Below are 17,657 nucleotides of genomic sequence, written 5' to 3' on the forward strand. Positions count from 1 at the left end.
TCGGATCCGAAATGAGAGCGGTTGTCCCCTACGGTCCTTCGCTGTCTTTGGGGAGGTGCTCGGGGGTTTCTTCGGGGGCGAGGTACTTCTCGGGGCGGTGGTAGTTGTTCACCCGCGTTTGGCCGGTGTCGAGATCGGGTGGGGGTAGCCATTCGATGCGTCCGTCGTCGCGGACCCGTGTCCTCCAGCCGCCCTTGGTGACGAGCCGGTTGTGCGGTCCGCACGCGAGGGTCAGATCAGTGATGTCGGTGTTGCCACCCTGGGCCCAGTCCGTAGAGGCGTGGTGAACCTGACTCCAGTAGGCCGGCGCGGTACAGCCGGGTTTGGAGCAGCCGCCGTCGCGGTTGTGCAACACGATGCGCTGACCGGGGGTGGCCAAGCGTTTGGCCCGGCCCACATACATCGGGATCTCGCGGTGGTCTTCGTAGATCACCAGATAGTGGTCGCTGCTGGCGGCCATGCGGATCACATCAGCCATCGGCAACAAGGTTCCGCCCCCGGTGACCGCGAGCCCGGCCGCCGAGCGCAGTTCTCTGAGGGTGGTGGACACCACGATGGTCGACGGCATTCCGTTGTGCTAACCCAATCGCCCGGAGGCCAGTAGCGCGCGGCACATGGCGGTGAGGGCATCGTGATTGCGCTGCCCCTGCGAGCGCCCGTCGCTGATTTGGTTCTCAGCACACGCGGGTTCATCGACGCATGGGTCGGGGTCATCGGGATTGCACATCCCCGGCGCGGCCTGCTTGGCCAACACGGCATCGAGCGCCGCGCGGGTCTCGGGATCGAGCAATCCGCGCAGGCGGCTCATCCCGTCGCGGCCCTGCGGGCCGATCTCGAGGTAGCGCTTGCGGGCACGCTCGCGCTCGGCCTCATCGGGCGGAACGCCGTCCTCGTCGAGCAGCTGGATCAGCCGGTCGGCGACTTTGCGCAACTCCTCGGGCCGCAAACCGCATCCGGCGCGGACCAGGTCGGCCTCCGCCAGTTCACGGGCCTGATAGTTCACATGCGCGGACAGGTGAATGAAGAATTCCTCGATGATGCGCACATGTTCCGCGCCCACCTCACCGCGAGCCTGCGCGGCAGCCGTGGTCTCCAGGACCGGGGCCAACGGCTCACCGGTCAACGCCCGCCGGGGACCCAACACCGCCGCCGCACCGATCCGCCGCTTGGCCTCCGCGCGCGAAATCCGCAAAGTCGTGGCCAACGCCTCCGGCCATGACGACGCCCCCAACGCCTTCGGGTCGTCGTCTGCCACCAACCGGGCAATGACCGCGTGATCGACAACGGGCAACGCGCTGAACAATCGCTCCCGTCTCGCGAGCAAGGCGACCAACTCAGCAGGTCTCAAGGCGTCCAGCGACACGTCGGCTGCTTTCTGCAGCGCCGACTCGAGCTCGTCGTAAACCGCGCGAACATCCTGTTGTGCAAAGCCCTCTTGGACCATATTTCGAACAATAGTTCGAGTCACCGACAAGATTTGTCAGTCGTCCGTCTTGCGCACTCGGAACAGCTTCACGTCGGACTTGAAACCCTTGAGGTGCCGCGCTCCGGCGAATGAGCACGCGAACCGCTCGTCGTCAGAGATGGCGTCGCGGGTCGATTCGGAAACGAGGACCGAACCCGGCCGCGCGGCACCGGTGATACGGCTGGCGAGATTGACCGAGCTGCCGAACCAGTCGCCCGCCCGGCTCACCGCCTTACCCGTCGCCACACCAACGCGGAGGCGGGGAAAATCCTCGTCGTCATCGGTCCGCTCGAGCAGCGTTAGCACGCCGTCCAACAACGGAACCGGTTCCGTGCTGACGAGCATCACCTCGTCGCCGATCGTCTTGACGAACCGCACCGGCGGCGCAGACACCTCGTGCGCGAGATCGAAGAGCCGGTGGGCGAGCCGTTCGAGGTCTTCGGGGGGAACGGCCTCCCCGAGCCGGGTGAAGCCGACGAGATCGGCGAACGCGATCGTCACGAGCCGGGCACCGGGCAGCCGTTGACCCTTCGCCCGCTCGGAGGCCGTGATCGCCTCGGTCTCCATGAGATGGCGCAACTGCAACCGCAACAAATCCTGGATCATCGGTCCGAGTAACGGATCAGCCATGCGGATGAGGGCTTCGGCGTTCTTGGCGATGACGAGTTCGGACGCGCTCGGGTCGAGCACGGAAGCCAGCCCCGCGTAGCGCATCACCTCGGCCGCCTTGGCCAACCCGTCGGCGAGCACCCGGGTTATCTGAACGATCTGGTCAGGCAGGATCCCGATCTCGATGAACCGCTGCGCGAAGGCTGCGGCCTCGGCGTCGGCGCGCAGGTGGACGGCCGCGTCGGGATCGTCGACGGTGGGCAAGCCCATCGCGTGTTGGATGCGCTGCAACAGGTCGAGATCGATGCCGGTCTTCTCACTGGTTTCTCTCGCGGAGACATACACACCGTCGTCACCGAGCACTTGACGCGCACCGAGCAACATTGGCAGGTAGGCGTTTCGGATCTCCTCGACGGAGATGCCCCTGCCCAGCAGCCACGGAATCAGCTCGGCGCGTTCGGCGCGCGCCGCACCTTCGAGTCCGTCCAGCAACCCGGACGCGTCGACGTCGAAGTCATCGGCCACCGGCTCAACGTATACCGCGTGCGATCATCGCAGCATGGGTTCGCCGGTGCTGCACGGGTTGCCGCCGATCGTCGCCGAAGGGGCGCGCACGTTGATCCTGGGCAACATGCCCAGCGTGATGTCGCTGGCCGCTCAGCAGTATTACGGAAATCCACGCAATGCCTTCTGGCGCATCGTCGGTGAGGTTCTCGGGTTCACCGCGGACGCAGCCTATGAGCAGCGGTGTGCCGTGTTGACGGCTCACCAGATCGCTGTCTGGGACGTGCTGCGGTCCTGCCGGCGCGAAGGCAGCCTGGATTCCGCGGTCAAGCCGGACAGCATGGTGCCGAACAACTTTCAGCAGTTCTTCGCCGAGCATCCGGGCATCACTCGCGTGCTGTTCAACGGCGCCGCGGCGCAGAAGAATTTCACCCGACTCGTTTCCGCCGCACCCGAACTGCCCTACCGGCGACTGCCGTCGACCAGCCCGGCGCAGACCATGCGATATGTGGACAAACTCGCAATCTGGCGCGAAGCCATCACCGCACGCCGCTAGCGAAGGACCAGGCGGACGGTGAGCGCCCCGGTTCGGCCGCTACCGTGGCGGGATGTCCTGTGTGTTCTGCGCCATCGTTGCCGGCGAGGCGCCGGCCATCCGCATCTACGAGGACGACGACTATCTCGCGATCCTCGACATCCGCCCCTTCACCCGCGGCCACACGCTGGTCATCCCCAAACGGCACACCGTCGACCTGACCGACACGCCGCCGGAGACCGTCGCGGCGATGGCGCGGATCGGTCAGCGCATCGCCCGGGCCGCGCGCAGGTCCGGACTGCACGCCGACGGCAACAATGTGGTGATCAACGACGGCAAGTCCGCATTTCAATCGGTGTTCCACATCCATCTGCACGTGTTGCCCCGGCAGAGCGGCGACAAGCTGTCGTTCGCCAAGAACATGCTGCTGCGCCGCGACCCCGACCGGGAGGAATCCGGCCGCCTGCTGCGTGAGGCCCTGGCGCAACTGGACTCCGCTGCGCAAGACTGACGTCATGAGCATGCCCTGGTGGGAGAAGTACGTCGGATATCCGATGCTGTTACTGCACGACAAGCTCTACAAGGGCACCAACGGCCGGATCGGGCACACGATTCCGGGTGCTCCGCCGATGCTGATCCTGCACACGGTCGGCGCGAAAACCGGTCTGCAGCGGGCCAATTCGCTCGCCTATGCCCGCGACGGCGACGACTACCTCGTCGTCGCATCCAAAGGCGGCGAACCCAAGGCACCGGGTTGGTACCACAACCTCAAGGCCAACCCGAACGTCGAGATCAACGTCGGACCCCAGCGCATCAAGGTGACGGCCACGCCGGTCACCCGCGACGATCCCGACTTTGCGCGGCTGTGGGAGATCGTCAACGACATGAAGGCCAACAAGGACCGCTACAACCAGTATCAGAAGCGCACCACGCGGCCGATCCCGGTGGTCAAGCTGACGCCTTAGAACAGCTCCTTGGCCAACAATTCCAACGTCTTCTCGCGCGCCGGCGCGGTCGCCGGATCGGTGCCGTGGCGTGCCGAGGCCACCGGGTTGACCATGACCTCGTCGACTCCGAACTCGTCGGCCAGCGCGCGCATCTGATCGGCGGCTTCTGACGGATCGCCGACGACGGCGCGCCCGAACGCCGCTTCGGCGATTCGCTGTGCCTGCGGCGCGAGTTCCTGCCGCTCCGCGTCCTCGACGAGATCCAGCGGGCCCAACGGCTGGCCAGTTCGCAGCCGCGCCATCATCTGGAGGTTCGGCAACGCCAAAGCCGTTGCTTCTCGGCGTGTTTCGGCAACGACCGCGTTGACGGTGAGGAATGTGAGGGGTTCGGAGGCCAGCTCGCTGGGCCGGAACTCGGAGCGGTACGCGGCCAGCGCCTCCGCGGTGCCCTTGCCCGAGAAATGATGGGCGAACACGTACGGCAGGCCCTTGGCGGCGGCCAGGTGCGCCGAGTACATCGACGAACCCAGGAGCCACAGTTTCGGTTCGCTCACCGCCGCGGGCGTGGCCTTGAGGATGTAGCGCTGGTTCGGGATCGGCACCCGCACGCCGCGGGCGCCCATCAGCGCGACGACGTCGTCGAGGTAGTCGGGAAAGGCCTCGATGTCACGATCGTCGCGGCCGGCAGCGCCCCGCAGCGCCATCGACGTCACCGGGTCGGATCCGGGTGCGCGGCCGATGCCCAGGTCGATACGCCCGGGGTGGGCGGCCTCCAGCAGCGCGAACTGCTCGGCCACGGCCAACGGTGCGTGGTTGGGCAGCATCACCCCGCCGGAGCCGAGCCGCAGCTGCTCGGTGTGCGCGGCCAGGTGCGCGATGAGCACCGGTGGGCTGGTCGCCGCCACCGCGGGCATGTTGTGGTGCTCGGCTACCCAGTAGCGCGTGTAACCGAGGCGGTCGGCGGTCTGCGCCAGCCGGGTCGACGCCGCCAGCGCGTCCGAGGTCGACTGGTCGGTGCGCACCGGCACGAGATCGAGAACTGATAAGCGCATTACTGTGTCAACACTGCCCTACGCGGATGGCTTCCCGCGGATCGGGTTGCTCCTGTAACAACTTCTTGATGGGCCCGAGCGCGCGTTCGACGCTGACGAAGCGCATCGCCAGCTCACGGATCACCGTCAGGGTTCGGCTGCGGTGGAACATCAGGTTCGCGAGTTGACGTGAGTTGTTTTGTGCGGCCTCGACCCGCGGCCGCTGCAGGCGTTCGTATGCGCGCAAGAGATCGGCAAGCGCGGAACCGCCCGATTGGCGCAGAATCCCGGCGAGCACCCAGGCCGACTCCATCGCCATCCCCGCGCCGATGCCGGCGGTCGGCAGGAACCCGGCGGCCGCGTCGCCGAGCAGCACTGTGCGCCCGGTGGTCCACTCGGGTGCGCGGCAGTCGGTGAGCGACCAGTAATAGGGGTCGGGATCGTCGAGCACCGCCGTCAATGCCCGGTCCAGCCGTGGGCTGACATCCTTGAGTTGGCGGCGGGTCTTTGCGACGAACGATTCCGGGCCGGCGGCGGTGTCGGCGCGTGGGCCTCCGAAGAACACGCCGACTTCGCCCTTGACGGGATACAGACCGGCGAAATAGCCAGCGCCCCACCATTCTTCACCGAGATCGGAGTCAGCGTCCTCGGGGGCCCACACCACCCAGCCGCCCCATTTGGTGTCGACCACCTGAACCGACCGCTTGCCCAGCACGAATTGACGGGTGTCCGAATGTATTCCGTCGGCGATGACCACGAGATCGAAGGTCAACCGGTGCGAGCCGTCGGGCGTCGACACCGTCACCTCAACCTCATCGGGGCGTTCGATGAGGTCGGTGACCGTCGAACCGAACGTGGCCGCGCCGCCCTCGCCGGAGAGCGCGTCGATCAGCTCGCCACGCCCGATGCCGCGGTAGTCGCCGAAGCGTGCCAGGATCGCCGACATCGAGTCCTCACGCAGCTTGCGACCGCTGTGCCCGTGGACGGCGTACCGCCCGAGCGGGGTGCTGGCCGCCCGGTACGCCTCGTGCACGCCGAGATCGTCGAGCGCGGCGTCCACCATCGGCATCAACGCCAGCATGTAGCCCTGGGCCGACGAACTCTCGGCGCGCTCGATCAACACCGGGTGGCGGCCGTCGCGGCGCAGCAGTTGCGCGGCCGTGACCCCGGCGATGCCGGCGCCCACCACCAGCACCCGCAGCTCGTCGGTGGCCGCCTGTTCGTATTGCTTTTCAAGGCTCGTCGGACTCAACATATTTTTCACCGTACCATTGTGTGGACCGGCCGGTCCACTTTGTTATCCTGAACCGTGACCTCGGGACGGATCGGACGTATGCCGGCAGCGCGACGGCAACGGCTCGTAGAGGTGGCCGCCGCTGAATTCGGTTCTGCCGGTTATGAACAGGCGTCGCTCAACCGCATCATCGAGCGGTGCGGGATGAGTAAGAGCTCGTTCTATTATGTGCTGTCCTCGAAGGCCGAACTCTATGAATTCGTCGTGCGGGAATTGATCACGGATGTGGCGGCGGATATACCGGTCGTCGCGCCTGAAGATTTCGCCGGTGAGCAATTCTGGCCACGACTCGAACGGTTCTTCACCGACCTCGTGCTGTTCTCGCAGCGGCAGCAGAAGTTCCTGCTGCTGGGGCGGATGTTCTACCTGCAGGCGCCCGACCCCGCCAGGTCCGCGGTCAGCGGAGCGCTCGACGCCGTGCGGGACTGGGTGCAGGAGGTGTTGCGCGTCGGTCGTCGGTGCGGCGCGGTCCGCACCGACCTTCCCGAGCCGTTGCAGGCGGAGTTGATCTTCCGGATCCTGCAGGTGTTCGACGAATGGACGCTAGCCCATTACGACGACTTTCCCGTCTCGGCGCTACAGGAGCTGGCCGACGCGCAGTTCGCGACTATCCGACGGACGCTCGCGCCTTAGCCTGCCGGAACACCTCGTCGAACATCTGCGGCGTCAGCTTTCCCGTGAACGTGTTCTGCTGGCTGGGGTGATAGCAGCCGATCAGCGTGACGTCGCCGAGCTCGGCGGCGGCACCGTGGCCGAACTTCGGCGCGGGTGTCGGCACCGTCACTCCGCCGGTGCGCAGCATCTGCAGCGCCGCGCGCCACGCGAACCCGCCGAGCGCCACCACCACCCGCACGTACGGCGCCGTCAGCCGCCATTCGGCGTCCAGCCACGGGGCGCACGTCGCGCGCTCGGCCGGTGTCGGCGCATTGCCCGGCGGTGCGCAACGCACCGACGCGGCCACCCGGGTTTCGTTGAGCACCAAGCCATCTCCGGCGTCTACGCAGACCGATTGATTGGCGAGGCCCACCCGGTGCAGCGCCGCGAACAGAAAGTCGCCGGACCGGTCGCCGGTGAACACCCTGCCTGTCCGGTTCGCGCCGTGCGCCGCGGGCGCCAACCCGACGATCAGAATGCTTGGCCGGGCCGCTCCAAACCCGGGCGCCGGACGGCCCCAGTACGGTTCGTCGGCGTACGACTTGCGCTTGACGACGGCGACCTCCTCGCGCCACTCCACCAGGCGAGGGCAGGCCCGGCACACCGACACCGCGGCGTCGAGCTCGTCGAGCGACCGCACCGCCGCGGCCATCGACGCCACGTGCGCGGCCGTCGACGCCACCGCGGTGTGCGGCGTCGCGGGATCGCCGGGCCAACCCGAGCCGGGAGGCACCGGCGACGCGAACCGCGCACCGGTGCGCGGGTGAGGCAATTGCACGCCCACCACTTTGCCCGCGCGCATAATTCGGATGCCGGTCGGCCCCGGCCGCTGCTAGATTCTGCCGCGGTAACCATGACGCACAGCAGGCGCGGCCCCCTTCTGTTGATCCTGTTCGCCGCGCTGATGGCCGGTGCAGGCAACGGCATATCGCTGATCGCGTTTCCGTGGCTGGTGTTGCAGCGCAACGGCTCTGCGCTGGAGGCCTCGATCGTGGCGATGGCGGGCACACTGCCGTTGCTGATCGCGACGCTGATCGCCGGCGCCGCGGTCGACTATCTGGGCCGGCGGCTGGTCTCGATGATCTCCGATGCGCTGTCCGCGTTGTCGGTGGCCGCCGTCCCGGTGCTGGCGCTGACCTTCGGCGTGGGAGCCGTCAACGTCGCGGTGCTGGCGGTGCTGGCCGGGCTGGGCGCCTTCTTCGACCCGGCGGGGATGACCGCGCGCGAGACGATGCTGCCCGAGGCGGCGACCCGCGCGGGGTGGACGCTGGACCGCGCCAACAGCGTCTACGAGGCCGTGTTCAACCTGGCCTACATCGTCGGTCCGGGCATCGGCGGCCTGCTGATCGCGACGCTGGGCGGCATCAACACCATGTGGGTCACCGCGCTGTCCTTCGGGTTGTCGATCGTCGCGATCGGTGTCCTGCGACTGGAGGGCACCGGCAGGCCCGACCGCGGCTCGCTGCCCGACGGGGTGTGGGCGGGCATCGTCGAGGGCCTGCGATTCGTCTGGAACAACAAGGTGTTGCGCACGCTGGCGTTCGTCGACCTGACGGCCACCGGCCTGTACATGCCGATGGAAAGCGTGCTGTTCCCGAAGTACTTCACCGACCGCAACGAACCGGCGCAGCTCGGTTGGGTGTTGATGGCGTTGAGCGTCGGCGGTCTGGTCGGTGCGCTCGGTTATGCGGTGTCGTCGAAATACCTGAGTCGGCGGGTGACCATGCTGGCCGCCGTGCTGACGCTCGGGGTGGCGATGACGGTCATCGCGTTCCTGCCGCCGCTGCCGGTCATCCTCGTACTGTCGGCGATCGTCGGGCTGGTCTACGGGCCGATCGCGCCGATCTACAACTACGTCATGCAGACGCGGGCACCCCAGCATCTTCGCGGCCGGGTGGTCGGGGTGATGGGATCGCTGGCCTACGCCGCTGGGCCGCTGGGCCTGATCGTGGCGGGCCCACTGGCCGACGCCGCGGGCTTGCACCTGACTTTCCTGGCGCTGGCACTGCCCATGCTGCTGCTCGGGATCGTCGCGGTGTTCCTGTCGGCGTTACGCGAACTCGACCGCCCGCCGACGGTGTGACCGCTCGACGCCGCGATCGCGGCCGGGCCGCGACCGCACAGGCTGCTCGTACGATTGGCGTGTGGAGCCCACCCTGGCCGATCTGGTCGACGCGCTGCCTGAGGGTGGCGTCGTCACCGATCCGGACATCCTGGGGTCCTACCGGCATGACCGGGCCTTCGACCCCACCGCAGGCACACCGCTCGCGGTGGTGCGGCCCCGCAGCACCGAGGACGTGCAAGCCGTGCTGCGCTGGGCCACCGCCCACAAGATCGCGGTGGTGCCGCGCGGGATGGGCACCGGCCTGTCCGGCGGCGCGTCGGCGCTCGACGGCGCCATCGTGCTGAGCACCGAGAAGATGCGCGACATCACCGTCGACCCCGTGACCCGCACCGCCGTCGTCCAGCCCGGGCTGCTCAACGCGGAAGTCAAGAAGGCGGTGGCCGAGTTCGGCCTGTGGTATCCGCCGGACCCGTCGTCGTTCGAGATCTGCAGCATCGGCGGCAACGTCGCCACCAACGCCGGCGGCCTGTGCTGTGTGAAGTACGGCGTCACAACCGATTACGTGCTCGGACTTCAGGTGGTACTGGCCGATGGCACCGCGGTGCGACTCGGCGGTCCGCGGCTCAAGGACGTCGCCGGGCTCCCGTTGACCAAGTTGTTCGTCGGCAGCGAGGGCACGCTCGGCGTGGTCACCGAGGCGACGCTGAAACTGCTGCCGGCACAGTCGGCGGCGAGCACGGTGGTGGCGAGCTTCGACTCGGTGGAGTCGGCCGCCACCGCCGTCGTCGCGATCACGGCGAAGATCCGGCCCTCGATGCTGGAATTCATGGACTCGGCGGCCATCAACGCCGTCGAGGACAAGCTGAAGATGGGCCTGGATCGCTCCGCCGCCGCGATGCTGGTGGCCGCCTCCGACGACCGTGGCCCGTCCGGCGCCGAGGATGCCCGGTTCATGGCCGATGTCTTCACCGAGCACGGCGCCAAGGAGGTGTTCTCGACATCGGATCCCGACGAGGGCGAGGCTTTCGTCGCCGCCCGACGGTTCTGCATACCCGCCGTCGAGCTGAAGGGCTCGCTACTACTCGAGGACGTCGGAGTTCCGTTACCCGCGTTGGCCGATCTGGTCGGCGGCGTGGCGAAGATCGCGGCGAACCACGAACTGCTGATCTCGGTGATCGCGCACGCCGGCGACGGCAACACGCATCCGCTGATCGTCTACGACCCCGCCGATGCCGCGATGACCGAACGCGCGCACCGGGCGTTCGGCGAGATCATGGATCTGGCCGTCGGCCTCGGCGGCACGATCACCGGCGAACACGGCGTCGGCCGGCTCAAGCGTCCGTGGCTGGCCGGGCAGATCGGCCCCGAGGCGATGGAACTCAACCGGCGGATCAAGCAGGCGTTGGACCCGGAGAACATCCTCAACCCGGGCGCGGCCTATTAGTTGTCTTAGTTGCCGCGAGCAGACGTGAAGTGCCCCGAAATGCCGCGAGAAAGAGGCAGTTCGCGTCTGTTCGCGGGAGATTGCCTATTGACATGGTCCCAGCTTCTGTCGTACGAATGAGACATGACGGCTACTCTGTCTCATGGCACGCCGGTTCGATTCCAGCTCGCAGACGCCGACACCTGGGCTGACCCGTGGCCGATGTACAAGGCGCTGCGGGACCGTGATCCCGTCCACCATGTGGTGCCGCAGGACAGGCCGGATCACGACTACTTCGTGATGTCGCGCCACGCCGATATCTGGGCCGCCGCGCGCGACCACCAGACGTTCTCGTCGGCGCAGGGGCTCACGGTGAACTACGGCGAACTGGAGCTCATCGGCCTGGCCGACAACCCGCCGATGGTCATGCAGGATCCGCCGGTGCACACCGAGTTCCGCAAGCTGGTGTCGCGCGGTTTCACCCCGAGGCAGGTCGAGGCCGTCGAACCCAAGGTGCGCGAGTACGTCGTCGAACGAATCGAGAACATCCGGGACAACGGCGGCGGCGACATCGTCGCGGAGTTGTTCAAGCCCCTGCCGTCGATGGTCGTCGCGCACTACCTCGGCGTTCCGGAGGAGGACCGCGGCCAGTTCGACGGGTGGACCGACGCGATCGTCGCGGCCAACACCGCCGACGGCGGCATCGGCGGTGCGCTGGAGACGTTGGGCGACAAGCTCGGCGAGATGATGGCCTACTTCACACAGCTGATCGAACGCCGCCGCGTCGAACCGGAGGACGACACGGTTTCGCACCTGGTGGCCGCCGGGGTGGGCGCCGACGGTGACATCGCCGGTGTGCTGTCGATCCTGGCGTTCACATTCACCATGGTCACCGGCGGTAACGACACCACCACCGGCATGCTCGGCGGCTCGGTGCAGCTGTTGCATCAGCGGCCCGACCAGCGTCGGCTGCTGGTGGAAAACCCCGACCTGATACCGGGTTCCGTCGAGGAGTTCCTGCGCATGACCTCGCCGGTGCAGGGGCTGGCCCGCACCGTGACCCGCGACGTGGAGGTGGCCGGTACGACGATCCCCGAGGGCAGGCGGGTGCTGTTGCTCTACGGTTCGGCGAACCGCGACGAGCGCCAGTTCGGCGCCGACGCCGCCGAACTCGACGTGACCCGCAAGCCCCGCAACATCCTGACGTTCAGTCACGGCGCGCATCACTGCCTCGGTGCGGCGGCGGCCAGGATGCAGTCCCGCGTCGCGCTGACCGAACTGCTGACGCGGATTCCGGACTTCGAGGTCGACGAGAGCGGAATCGTCTGGGCCGGCGGCAGTTACGTGCGTCGACCGCTGTCCGTGCCGTTCGTGGTGAACACCTGATGGCCGGTGACTGGCTGGCCGCGCGGCGCACCGAAGTGGCCGCCGACCGGATCCTCGACGCGGCCGGTGAACTGTTCGCCCATAAAGAGGCCGCTACCGTTGGCATGCACGAAATCGCCTCGGCGGCAGGGTGTTCACGCGCAACGCTGTACCGCTATTTCGAGAACCGCGACGCGCTGTACACCGCTTATGTGCACCGGGAGAGCTACCGGCTGTACCGCGAGATGACCGAGCAGATCAACGCGCTGACGGATCCGCGCGAACGCCTGATCGAGGGAATGCTGGCCTCGCTGCGTAATGTGCGCGAAAGTCCCGCTCTCGCATCGTGGTTCGCGACGACACAGCGCCCGATCGGTGCGGAGATGGCCGAGGAGTCCGAGGTCATCAAGGCGCTGACCGAGGCGTTCGTCATCTCGCTGGGCCCCGACGACCCCGAGTTGGTCGCCCACCGCTCCCGGTGGTTGGTGCGGGTGATGACCTCGCTGATGCTGTTCCCGGGCCATGACGAGGACGACGAGCGGTCGATGCTCGAGGAGTTCGTCGTACCGATCGTGCTGCCGGGTCAGCTTTCCTCCTCGCGCGCGGAGGCCGTCATGCCACCCAGTAAGCCTGCGCTTTGATCGACTTTTTCGAGATCTTGTACTCCTCGCGGAAGATCTTGGCCACGGCGCGGGTGGTGCGGTTGTCGCATGCCACCCAGCCGAAGTGATCGTGCGCCTCGAACGCCGCCGCGGCAACGGCTTCCACCAGTGCCTCGCCCGCGTTCTTGCGGTCCACCCACACCACGTCCGTGCTGCGGGCGACCGGTAGTTGCTTGTCGTCGTCGTGGCCGGCCTCGAGGAACACCCGGGCCGGGGCGTCGCCGATCGCGGTCAGCAGTGAGTTGATCGCGGGCAGCGATGCGGTGTCGCCGACGATCACGTAGCCGGCGGGCGGTGGTTCGGGCAGCGTGAAGTTGCTGCCCAGCACCGTCACCTCGATGGTGTCGCCCGGTTGGGCGTTCTCCGCCCAGTGCGACGCGATGCCGTCGTGCAGGGCGAACTCGATGTCGACGGTGTCGGCTGCGGGATTGGGGTCGACCAGCGTGTAGCCGCGCTGATGGAGTTTCTCGCCGTCGGCGAACCACATGCGGATCCACATCGTCGGGTGCAACGGCGAGCCCTCGAGCATGCCGCCCGCGTCGAAACTCAGCCGCAGGTAGTGCGGGCTGATCTCCCGCTTACCCGTCACGGTCAGCTGGTAGTCGCCCGCGCGCAGCAGCTTGAGCACCGCACCCTGGAAACCGCGCGTTGGCTTCTTGTCCGACATAACTGGCCCTCCGTGTCGCTGTTCGGCGTTAGGCTACCCTAATTTCGCGTTCGTCGAACGGTCAGGCGGTCTTGACCCGGGTGAACCGGTGCAACAGCCAGGCCAGCGGGATCGTCACCACGAAGGTGACGAGGAACAGCATGACGATGGACCCGGTGTAGATCGGATAGTGCAGGATCTCCACCATCACCACCTCCATCGTGATCAGGTGGATCAGGAAGATCTCGTAGGAGATCTCGCCGAGGAACACCATCGGCCGGCTGGAGAGCAGCCTGGCGTAAATCCCCCGATCGCCCAGTGCCAGCGGCGCGACGGCCAGCGTGGCGATCACCGCGTAGAAGAACGCTTTCGCCAATCCCTCGCGCAACTCGTTGGGCGATGTGGTGGGTTCGCCGGCGATCGGTGTGGACACGATGAAGTAGCACGCGACCGCCAGCGGGACACATGCCAGCGCGTAGGCCCGCACACCCAGTGGCTGCAGCACCGCCAGCATCATCCCGCCGATAAACCAGGCCAGATACGACGGCAGCCACAGCCGCGCGCCGTCGGGCAGAAAGTTGGTGGTGTGCACCACGATCAGCCACGCCGGGGTGAGCAATGCGAGCGCGACCAGTCCGCTCATCAGCAGGCCCGGCCGCCACCGTCGTCGGCACAGCACCACCAGCAGCAGCCAGGCAAGCAGGGGCAGCACAAGGTAGAACGCGACCTCGACCGCCAGGCTCCACATCTGAGTGAGGCCCTGATGCAGGAACGAATACAGGTAGTGGTCGGTGTAGATCTGGGTCAGCGTGAGATTGCGGAACAACCCCTCCCAGGTGTGGCCGGGATTCGGGCCCGCGGTGCGGAAGTGATAGACGAGATAGGCCACCAGCACGGTCACCACGTAGGCGGGCATGATGCGGCGCACCCGGTGCCATGCGTACCGACGCACCGAGGGCGGCGGCGCGTCGGCGGCCGCGGCCTTCACCCACGGCGAGAACAACAGAAATCCGCTGAGCACGAAGAAGATCGGCACCCCGATCTCGGCCCGTGAGTACACCAGGCCGACGTAGCCCTGCGGATACTTCCCCGTCGTGTATGCGGCGTGCGTGAGCATCACCAACAACGCCGCGACGGCGCGGATCCCGGTGAGCGAGGCGACTCGTTCGGCCTTGCCGATGGATTCCAGGCCGCCCTGCGCGTCCAACCCGCGCGACAGCGTCATCTCTGCTTGCGCCGGGCCTTGTCCGGCCGCCGGTCGGGCTGCAGGTTGATCTTCACCCCCGAGATGCGGGTGTTCTCAAGGGCTTTGAGCGTCCGTTGGGGCAGATCGGCAGGCAACTCGACCAATGAGAAGTCCGGGCGGATGGTGATGTGCCCGAAGTCGCTGCGGTGCAGGCCGCCTTCGTTGGCGATCGCGCCGACGATGTGACCCGGCCCGACCTTGTGCCGCTTGCCGACCGCGATGCGGTAGGTGACCAGACCGTCCCGGGATCTGCGGGCGGGCTTGTCGCGGCGCGGCCGGTCGTCGCGCTCGCGCCGCTTCTCCGGCGGCGGCTCGACCATGAAGAACTCGTCACCACCATGCGCCTGCGCGGCGAGCGCCGCGGCGATGTCGGCGATCGGCACGTCGTGCTCGCGTTCGTAGTCCTCGATGATGTTTCGGAACACGTCGGTTCCCGCGGCGTTGAGGGCATCGGTGATCGAGTCCCGGAACTTGGCCACCCGCTGCGCGTTGACGTCTTCGACCGTCGGCAGTTCGGCCTCGATCAGCTTGGACCGGGTGGCCTTCTCGATCGCCTTGAGCAGGTGGCGTTCCCGCGGTGTGACGAACAGCAGCGCCGCCCCGGACCGGCCGGCCCGGCCGGTGCGCCCGATGCGGTGCACATAGGACTCGGTGTCGTTGGGGATGTCGTAGTTCAGCACGTGGGAGATGCGCTCGACGTCCAGGCCGCGCGCGGCGACGTCCGTGGCGATCAGGACGTCGATGTTGCCGTCTTTCAATGCGGCGATGGTGCGTTCGCGCTGCGCCTGAGGAATGTCCCCGTTGATCGCCGCCGCGGCGAAGCCTCTGGCCTTGAGCCGTTCGGCGACCTCTTCGGTGGCCTGCTTGGTGCGGACGAACACGATCATCGCGTCGCCCTCTTCGACCTCGAGCACCCGCGTCAGCGCATCCATTTTGCGGTGGCCCGCAACCTGGATGTAACGCTGCGAAATGTTCTCGGCGGTGGCGGTTTTCGCCTTGACGGTGACTTCGACCGGGTCGTGCAGGTACTTGGTGGTGATCTTGCGGATCGCGGGCGGCATGGTCGCCGAGAACAACGCGACCTGCTTGTACTCGGGGGTGTCGGACAAAATGCGCTCGACGTCTTCGGCGAAGCCCATCTGCAGCATCTCGTCGGCCTCGTCGAGCACCAGGTAGTCGAGCCGCGACAGGTCGAGCCGGCCCTTCTCGAGGTGATCGATCACCCGGCCCGGCGTCCCGACGACCACCTGGGCACCGCGCTTGAGCCCCGCCAGCTGCGGACCGTAGGACGATCCTCCGTAGATCGGTAACACGTTGACCTCGGGCAGGTGTGCGCCGTAGCGACCGAACGCCTCGGCGACCTGCAGCGCCAACTCGCGCGTGGGCGCCAGCACGAGCGCCTGGGTGGTTCGACTGCCGGTGTCGATCTTCGACAGAATCGGGATCGCGAACGCCGCGGTCTTGCCGGTGCCGGTCTGGGCCAGGCCCACCACGTCGGAGCCGGCCATCATCGCCGGGATGGTCGCCGCCTGGATGGCCGACGGCGTCTCGTAGCCGACGTCGACGACGGCCTGCAGCACCGATGGGTGAATGTGCAGGTCATCAAAGGTCAGCTCGGTGCCAGTCGCATCCGGCTCGGAGGGCGTCATCGGTAACCGAGTCTAATGCCCGCGACACGCCCGATTTGCCAAGCGGTGTGTCGGCGCGACCTGCTCGACACGATTTGCAAAGGTGGCTCAGGTGACTCGCTCGGTTCGGTTCAGCAGCCTCATCGGTGTGGTGGCGGCGCTCTTGGTGGCATGCGGGGCAAGCGACTCCACCGTCTCCAAGACACCGTCGGCGGCGCCCGCCGCTTCTCCGGCAACGTCGGTAGCGCCGCCGCCGGCTCCGACGATCGGACCGCCCAGCGCCGCGGCGGCCGCCGATCCGTGTGCGGTCAACCTCGCCGCGCCGGAGATCGCCGAGGCCGTCAAGGAGTTGCCCCGCGACCCGCGCAGCAACCAGGGCTGGAACCCCGAGCCGCTGGCGGGCAACTACAACGAGTGCGCACAGCTTTCGGTCGTCATCGTGAAGGCCAACACCAACGCCGAAAACCCCAACACCCGCGCGGTGATGTTTCACCTGGGCAAGTTCATTCCGACCGGCGTGCCGGACACCTACGGGTTCAACGGCATCGACAAGTCGGTCACCACCGGCGACACCGTCGCGCTGCGTTACTCCAACGGCGTGCCGGGCCTCGACAGTGTCGTCCGGTTCCGCTGGAACGGCAACGGTGTCGAGCTGATCGGAAACACCGCCGGCTGAACGCTAGGCCGGCTTCGTTTACTTGGTCCCACCCCGGGTATGACGGCGACGTCAATAGGCGTGCGTGTTCACGACGCCGCTTCCTCGAAGAGGAGGGGAACCATGGAAGACGCTTTACGGGACATGTGGCGGACCGTCGCCGTGTTGGCCCCCAAGGTCCTGGTGTTCATCCTGATCCTGGTGATCGGGTGGATCGTGGCCAAACTGGTCGCCAAGGCGGTCGACAAAGTGCTCGAACGCGCCGGCTTCGACCGGGCAGTCGAGCGCGGCGGAATCCGCAAGGCACTGGAGAACAGCAAGTACGACGCCTCGACCATCGTCAGCAAGATCGTCTACTACGCGCTGCTGTTGTTCGTGCTGCAGTTGGCGTTCGGGGTTTTCGGGCCCAACCCGGTGAGCGCACTGCTCACAGGGGTGATCGCATTCCTGCCGAAGCTGTTCGTCGCGCTGATCATCGTCGTGGTGGCGGCCGCGATCGCCGCGGCCGTGCGGGACATCGTGTCCAACGCACTGAGCGGGTTCTCCTATGGACGGATGCTGGCCACCATCGCCAGCGTGACGATCCTCGGTCTGGGCATCATCGCCGCGCTCAACCAAGTGGGCATCGCCCTGACGGTCACGCTGCCGGTGCTGATCGCGGTCCTCGGCACGATCGGCGGCATCCTCGTCGTAGGTGTCGGTGGCGGCCTGATCAAGCCGATGCAGCAGCGTTGGGAGGATTACCTGTCCCGCGCCGAACGCGAAGGGCGCAACATGCGCGAGCGGAGGTTGGCCGACACCGGCGACCTGCCCCAGTACCAGCCGACGGGCCAACACGCCGCGCCTCCGGCGGCGCCATATCCACAGCAGCCCTATCCGCAGCAGTCCTATCCCCCGGATCGGCCGCTGGGCTGAGAAGGGCTGCGCC

Annotated in this window: 17 protein-coding genes and 1 pseudogene; 10 read left to right on the forward strand and 8 right to left on the reverse strand. The window is 67.2% G+C overall.

From position 1 onward, the window contains the following. Positions 1–28: 28 nt before the first annotated feature. Both AU185_RS10755 and AU185_RS10760 read right to left on the reverse strand, forming a co-directional pair. Positions 29–1,444: pseudogene (locus AU185_RS10755) on the reverse strand (HNH endonuclease signature motif containing protein). Positions 1,445–1,480: 36 nt separating this feature from the next. Next, positions 1,481–2,599 (reverse strand): adenylate/guanylate cyclase domain-containing protein, encoded by a 1,119-nt coding sequence (locus AU185_RS10760; RefSeq protein WP_059097826.1) that lies wholly within the window; start codon positions 2,597–2,599, stop codon positions 1,481–1,483. A gap of 34 nt (positions 2,600–2,633) precedes the next feature. Here AU185_RS10760 and AU185_RS10765 point away from each other — a divergent pair, with 34 nt between their 5' ends. Genes AU185_RS10765 through AU185_RS10775 form a run of 3 tightly spaced genes read left to right on the forward strand, consistent with a single transcriptional unit; the run spans position 2,634 to position 4,078 of the window. Continuing rightward, entirely contained in the window at positions 2,634–3,134 is a 501-nt protein-coding gene (locus tag AU185_RS10765) for a DNA-deoxyinosine glycosylase (RefSeq protein WP_059097827.1), read from the forward strand. Between the two features lie 52 nt (positions 3,135–3,186). Then, positions 3,187–3,624 (forward strand): HIT family protein, encoded by a 438-nt coding sequence (locus AU185_RS10770; protein WP_059097828.1) that lies wholly within the window; start codon positions 3,187–3,189, stop codon positions 3,622–3,624. A 10-nt stretch (positions 3,625–3,634) separates the two neighbouring features. Further along, the gene (locus AU185_RS10775) at positions 3,635–4,078 is read left to right on the forward strand and encodes a nitroreductase family deazaflavin-dependent oxidoreductase (protein ID WP_082683861.1); all 444 of its coding nucleotides are present in this window, start codon (positions 3,635–3,637) and stop codon (positions 4,076–4,078) included. Here AU185_RS10775 and AU185_RS10780 read toward each other — a convergent pair. Further along, positions 4,075–5,112: an LLM class flavin-dependent oxidoreductase gene (locus tag AU185_RS10780; protein WP_059097830.1), complete on the reverse strand. Its 1,038-nt coding sequence runs from the start codon at positions 5,110–5,112 to the stop codon at positions 4,075–4,077. The two genes, AU185_RS10775 and AU185_RS10780, sit on opposite strands and share 4 nt — an antisense overlap. Positions 5,113–5,119: 7 nt before the next feature. Beyond that, a complete protein-coding gene (locus tag AU185_RS10785; protein ID WP_059097831.1) occupies positions 5,120–6,346 on the reverse strand; it encodes an FAD-dependent oxidoreductase in 1,227 nt (408 codons plus the stop codon). 78 nt (positions 6,347–6,424) lie between these two features. Between AU185_RS10785 and AU185_RS10790 the strand changes: the two genes are divergently transcribed. Then, positions 6,425–7,018 (forward strand): TetR/AcrR family transcriptional regulator, encoded by a 594-nt coding sequence (locus tag AU185_RS10790; protein ID WP_059097832.1) that lies wholly within the window; start codon positions 6,425–6,427, stop codon positions 7,016–7,018. Here AU185_RS10790 and AU185_RS10795 read toward each other — a convergent pair. Next, a complete protein-coding gene (locus AU185_RS10795; RefSeq protein WP_156425478.1) occupies positions 6,993–7,817 on the reverse strand; it encodes a uracil-DNA glycosylase in 825 nt (274 codons plus the stop codon). The genes AU185_RS10790 and AU185_RS10795 overlap by 26 nt on opposite strands. Positions 7,818–7,892: 75 nt before the next feature. Between AU185_RS10795 and tap the strand changes: the two genes are divergently transcribed. From tap to AU185_RS10815, 4 genes are all read left to right on the forward strand, one after another. Further along, complete coding sequence (gene tap, locus AU185_RS10800) at positions 7,893–9,122, forward strand: multidrug efflux MFS transporter Tap (protein WP_059097834.1); 1,230 nt, start codon at positions 7,893–7,895, stop codon at positions 9,120–9,122. Between the two features lie 61 nt (positions 9,123–9,183). Beyond that, complete coding sequence (locus tag AU185_RS10805) at positions 9,184–10,548, forward strand: FAD-binding oxidoreductase (RefSeq protein ID WP_059097835.1); 1,365 nt, start codon at positions 9,184–9,186, stop codon at positions 10,546–10,548. Between the two features lie 123 nt (positions 10,549–10,671). Then, complete coding sequence (locus AU185_RS10810) at positions 10,672–11,913, forward strand: cytochrome P450 (protein WP_059097836.1); 1,242 nt, start codon at positions 10,672–10,674, stop codon at positions 11,911–11,913. Next, entirely contained in the window at positions 11,913–12,533 is a 621-nt protein-coding gene (locus AU185_RS10815; RefSeq protein ID WP_059097837.1) for a TetR/AcrR family transcriptional regulator, read from the forward strand. The genes AU185_RS10810 and AU185_RS10815 overlap by 1 nt, the downstream gene beginning before the upstream one ends. Here the strand turns inward: AU185_RS10815 and AU185_RS10820 are convergent. The 3 genes from AU185_RS10820 to AU185_RS10830 all read right to left on the reverse strand — a co-directional run bounded on the left by AU185_RS10820 (position 12,505) and on the right by AU185_RS10830 (position 16,095). Further along, positions 12,505–13,221 carry a siderophore-interacting protein gene (locus tag AU185_RS10820; RefSeq protein WP_059097838.1) on the reverse strand — a complete coding sequence of 239 codons (717 nt, stop codon included), beginning with the start codon at positions 13,219–13,221 and terminating at the stop codon, positions 12,505–12,507. The two genes, AU185_RS10815 and AU185_RS10820, sit on opposite strands and share 29 nt — an antisense overlap. 61 nt (positions 13,222–13,282) lie before the next feature. Further along, positions 13,283–14,425 carry an acyltransferase family protein gene (locus AU185_RS10825; RefSeq protein WP_059097839.1) on the reverse strand — a complete coding sequence of 381 codons (1,143 nt, stop codon included), beginning with the start codon at positions 14,423–14,425 and terminating at the stop codon, positions 13,283–13,285. After that, positions 14,422–16,095 (reverse strand): DEAD/DEAH box helicase, encoded by a 1,674-nt coding sequence (locus tag AU185_RS10830; RefSeq protein ID WP_059097840.1) that lies wholly within the window; start codon positions 16,093–16,095, stop codon positions 14,422–14,424. The genes AU185_RS10825 and AU185_RS10830 overlap by 4 nt, the downstream gene beginning before the upstream one ends. A gap of 91 nt (positions 16,096–16,186) precedes the next feature. Here AU185_RS10830 and AU185_RS10835 point away from each other — a divergent pair, with 91 nt between their 5' ends. Both AU185_RS10835 and AU185_RS10840 read left to right on the forward strand, forming a co-directional pair. Continuing rightward, a complete protein-coding gene (locus tag AU185_RS10835) occupies positions 16,187–16,750 on the forward strand; it encodes an LppP/LprE family lipoprotein (RefSeq protein ID WP_059097841.1) in 564 nt (187 codons plus the stop codon). A gap of 102 nt (positions 16,751–16,852) precedes the next feature. Further along, positions 16,853–17,644 (forward strand): mechanosensitive ion channel family protein, encoded by a 792-nt coding sequence (locus AU185_RS10840; RefSeq protein ID WP_082683837.1) that lies wholly within the window; start codon positions 16,853–16,855, stop codon positions 17,642–17,644. Positions 17,645–17,657: the final 13 nt, after the last annotated feature.

It is taken from the genome of Mycobacterium sp. GA-0227b (assembly GCF_001499855.1).
Lineage (GTDB): Bacteria > Actinomycetota > Actinomycetes > Mycobacteriales > Mycobacteriaceae > Mycobacterium.

Bases quoted from the DNA above. Each gene is read 5' to 3' on its own strand.
- AU185_RS10765 (WP_059097827.1), top strand. From the start codon at position 2,634: ATGGGTTCGCCGGTGCTGCACGGGTTGCCGCCGATCGTCGCCGAAGGG.
- AU185_RS10820 (WP_059097838.1), bottom strand. From the start codon at position 13,221: ATGTCGGACAAGAAGCCAACGCGCGGTTTCCAGGGTGCGGTGCTCAAG.
- AU185_RS10840 (WP_082683837.1), top strand. From the start codon at position 16,853: ATGGAAGACGCTTTACGGGACATGTGGCGGACCGTCGCCGTGTTGGCC.
- AU185_RS10825 (WP_059097839.1), bottom strand. From the start codon at position 14,425: ATGACGCTGTCGCGCGGGTTGGACGCGCAGGGCGGCCTGGAATCCATC.
- AU185_RS10790 (WP_059097832.1), top strand. From the start codon at position 6,425: ATGCCGGCAGCGCGACGGCAACGGCTCGTAGAGGTGGCCGCCGCTGAA.
- AU185_RS10770 (WP_059097828.1), top strand. From the start codon at position 3,187: ATGTCCTGTGTGTTCTGCGCCATCGTTGCCGGCGAGGCGCCGGCCATC.
- AU185_RS10815 (WP_059097837.1), top strand. From the start codon at position 11,913: ATGGCCGGTGACTGGCTGGCCGCGCGGCGCACCGAAGTGGCCGCCGAC.
- AU185_RS10830 (WP_059097840.1), bottom strand. From the start codon at position 16,095: ATGACGCCCTCCGAGCCGGATGCGACTGGCACCGAGCTGACCTTTGAT.
- AU185_RS10785 (WP_059097831.1), bottom strand. From the start codon at position 6,346: ATGTTGAGTCCGACGAGCCTTGAAAAGCAATACGAACAGGCGGCCACC.
- AU185_RS10775 (WP_082683861.1), top strand. From the start codon at position 3,635: ATGCCCTGGTGGGAGAAGTACGTCGGATATCCGATGCTGTTACTGCAC.
- AU185_RS10810 (WP_059097836.1), top strand. From the start codon at position 10,672: ATGACGGCTACTCTGTCTCATGGCACGCCGGTTCGATTCCAGCTCGCA.
- AU185_RS10780 (WP_059097830.1), bottom strand. From the start codon at position 5,112: ATGCGCTTATCAGTTCTCGATCTCGTGCCGGTGCGCACCGACCAGTCG.
- tap (WP_059097834.1), top strand. From the start codon at position 7,893: ATGACGCACAGCAGGCGCGGCCCCCTTCTGTTGATCCTGTTCGCCGCG.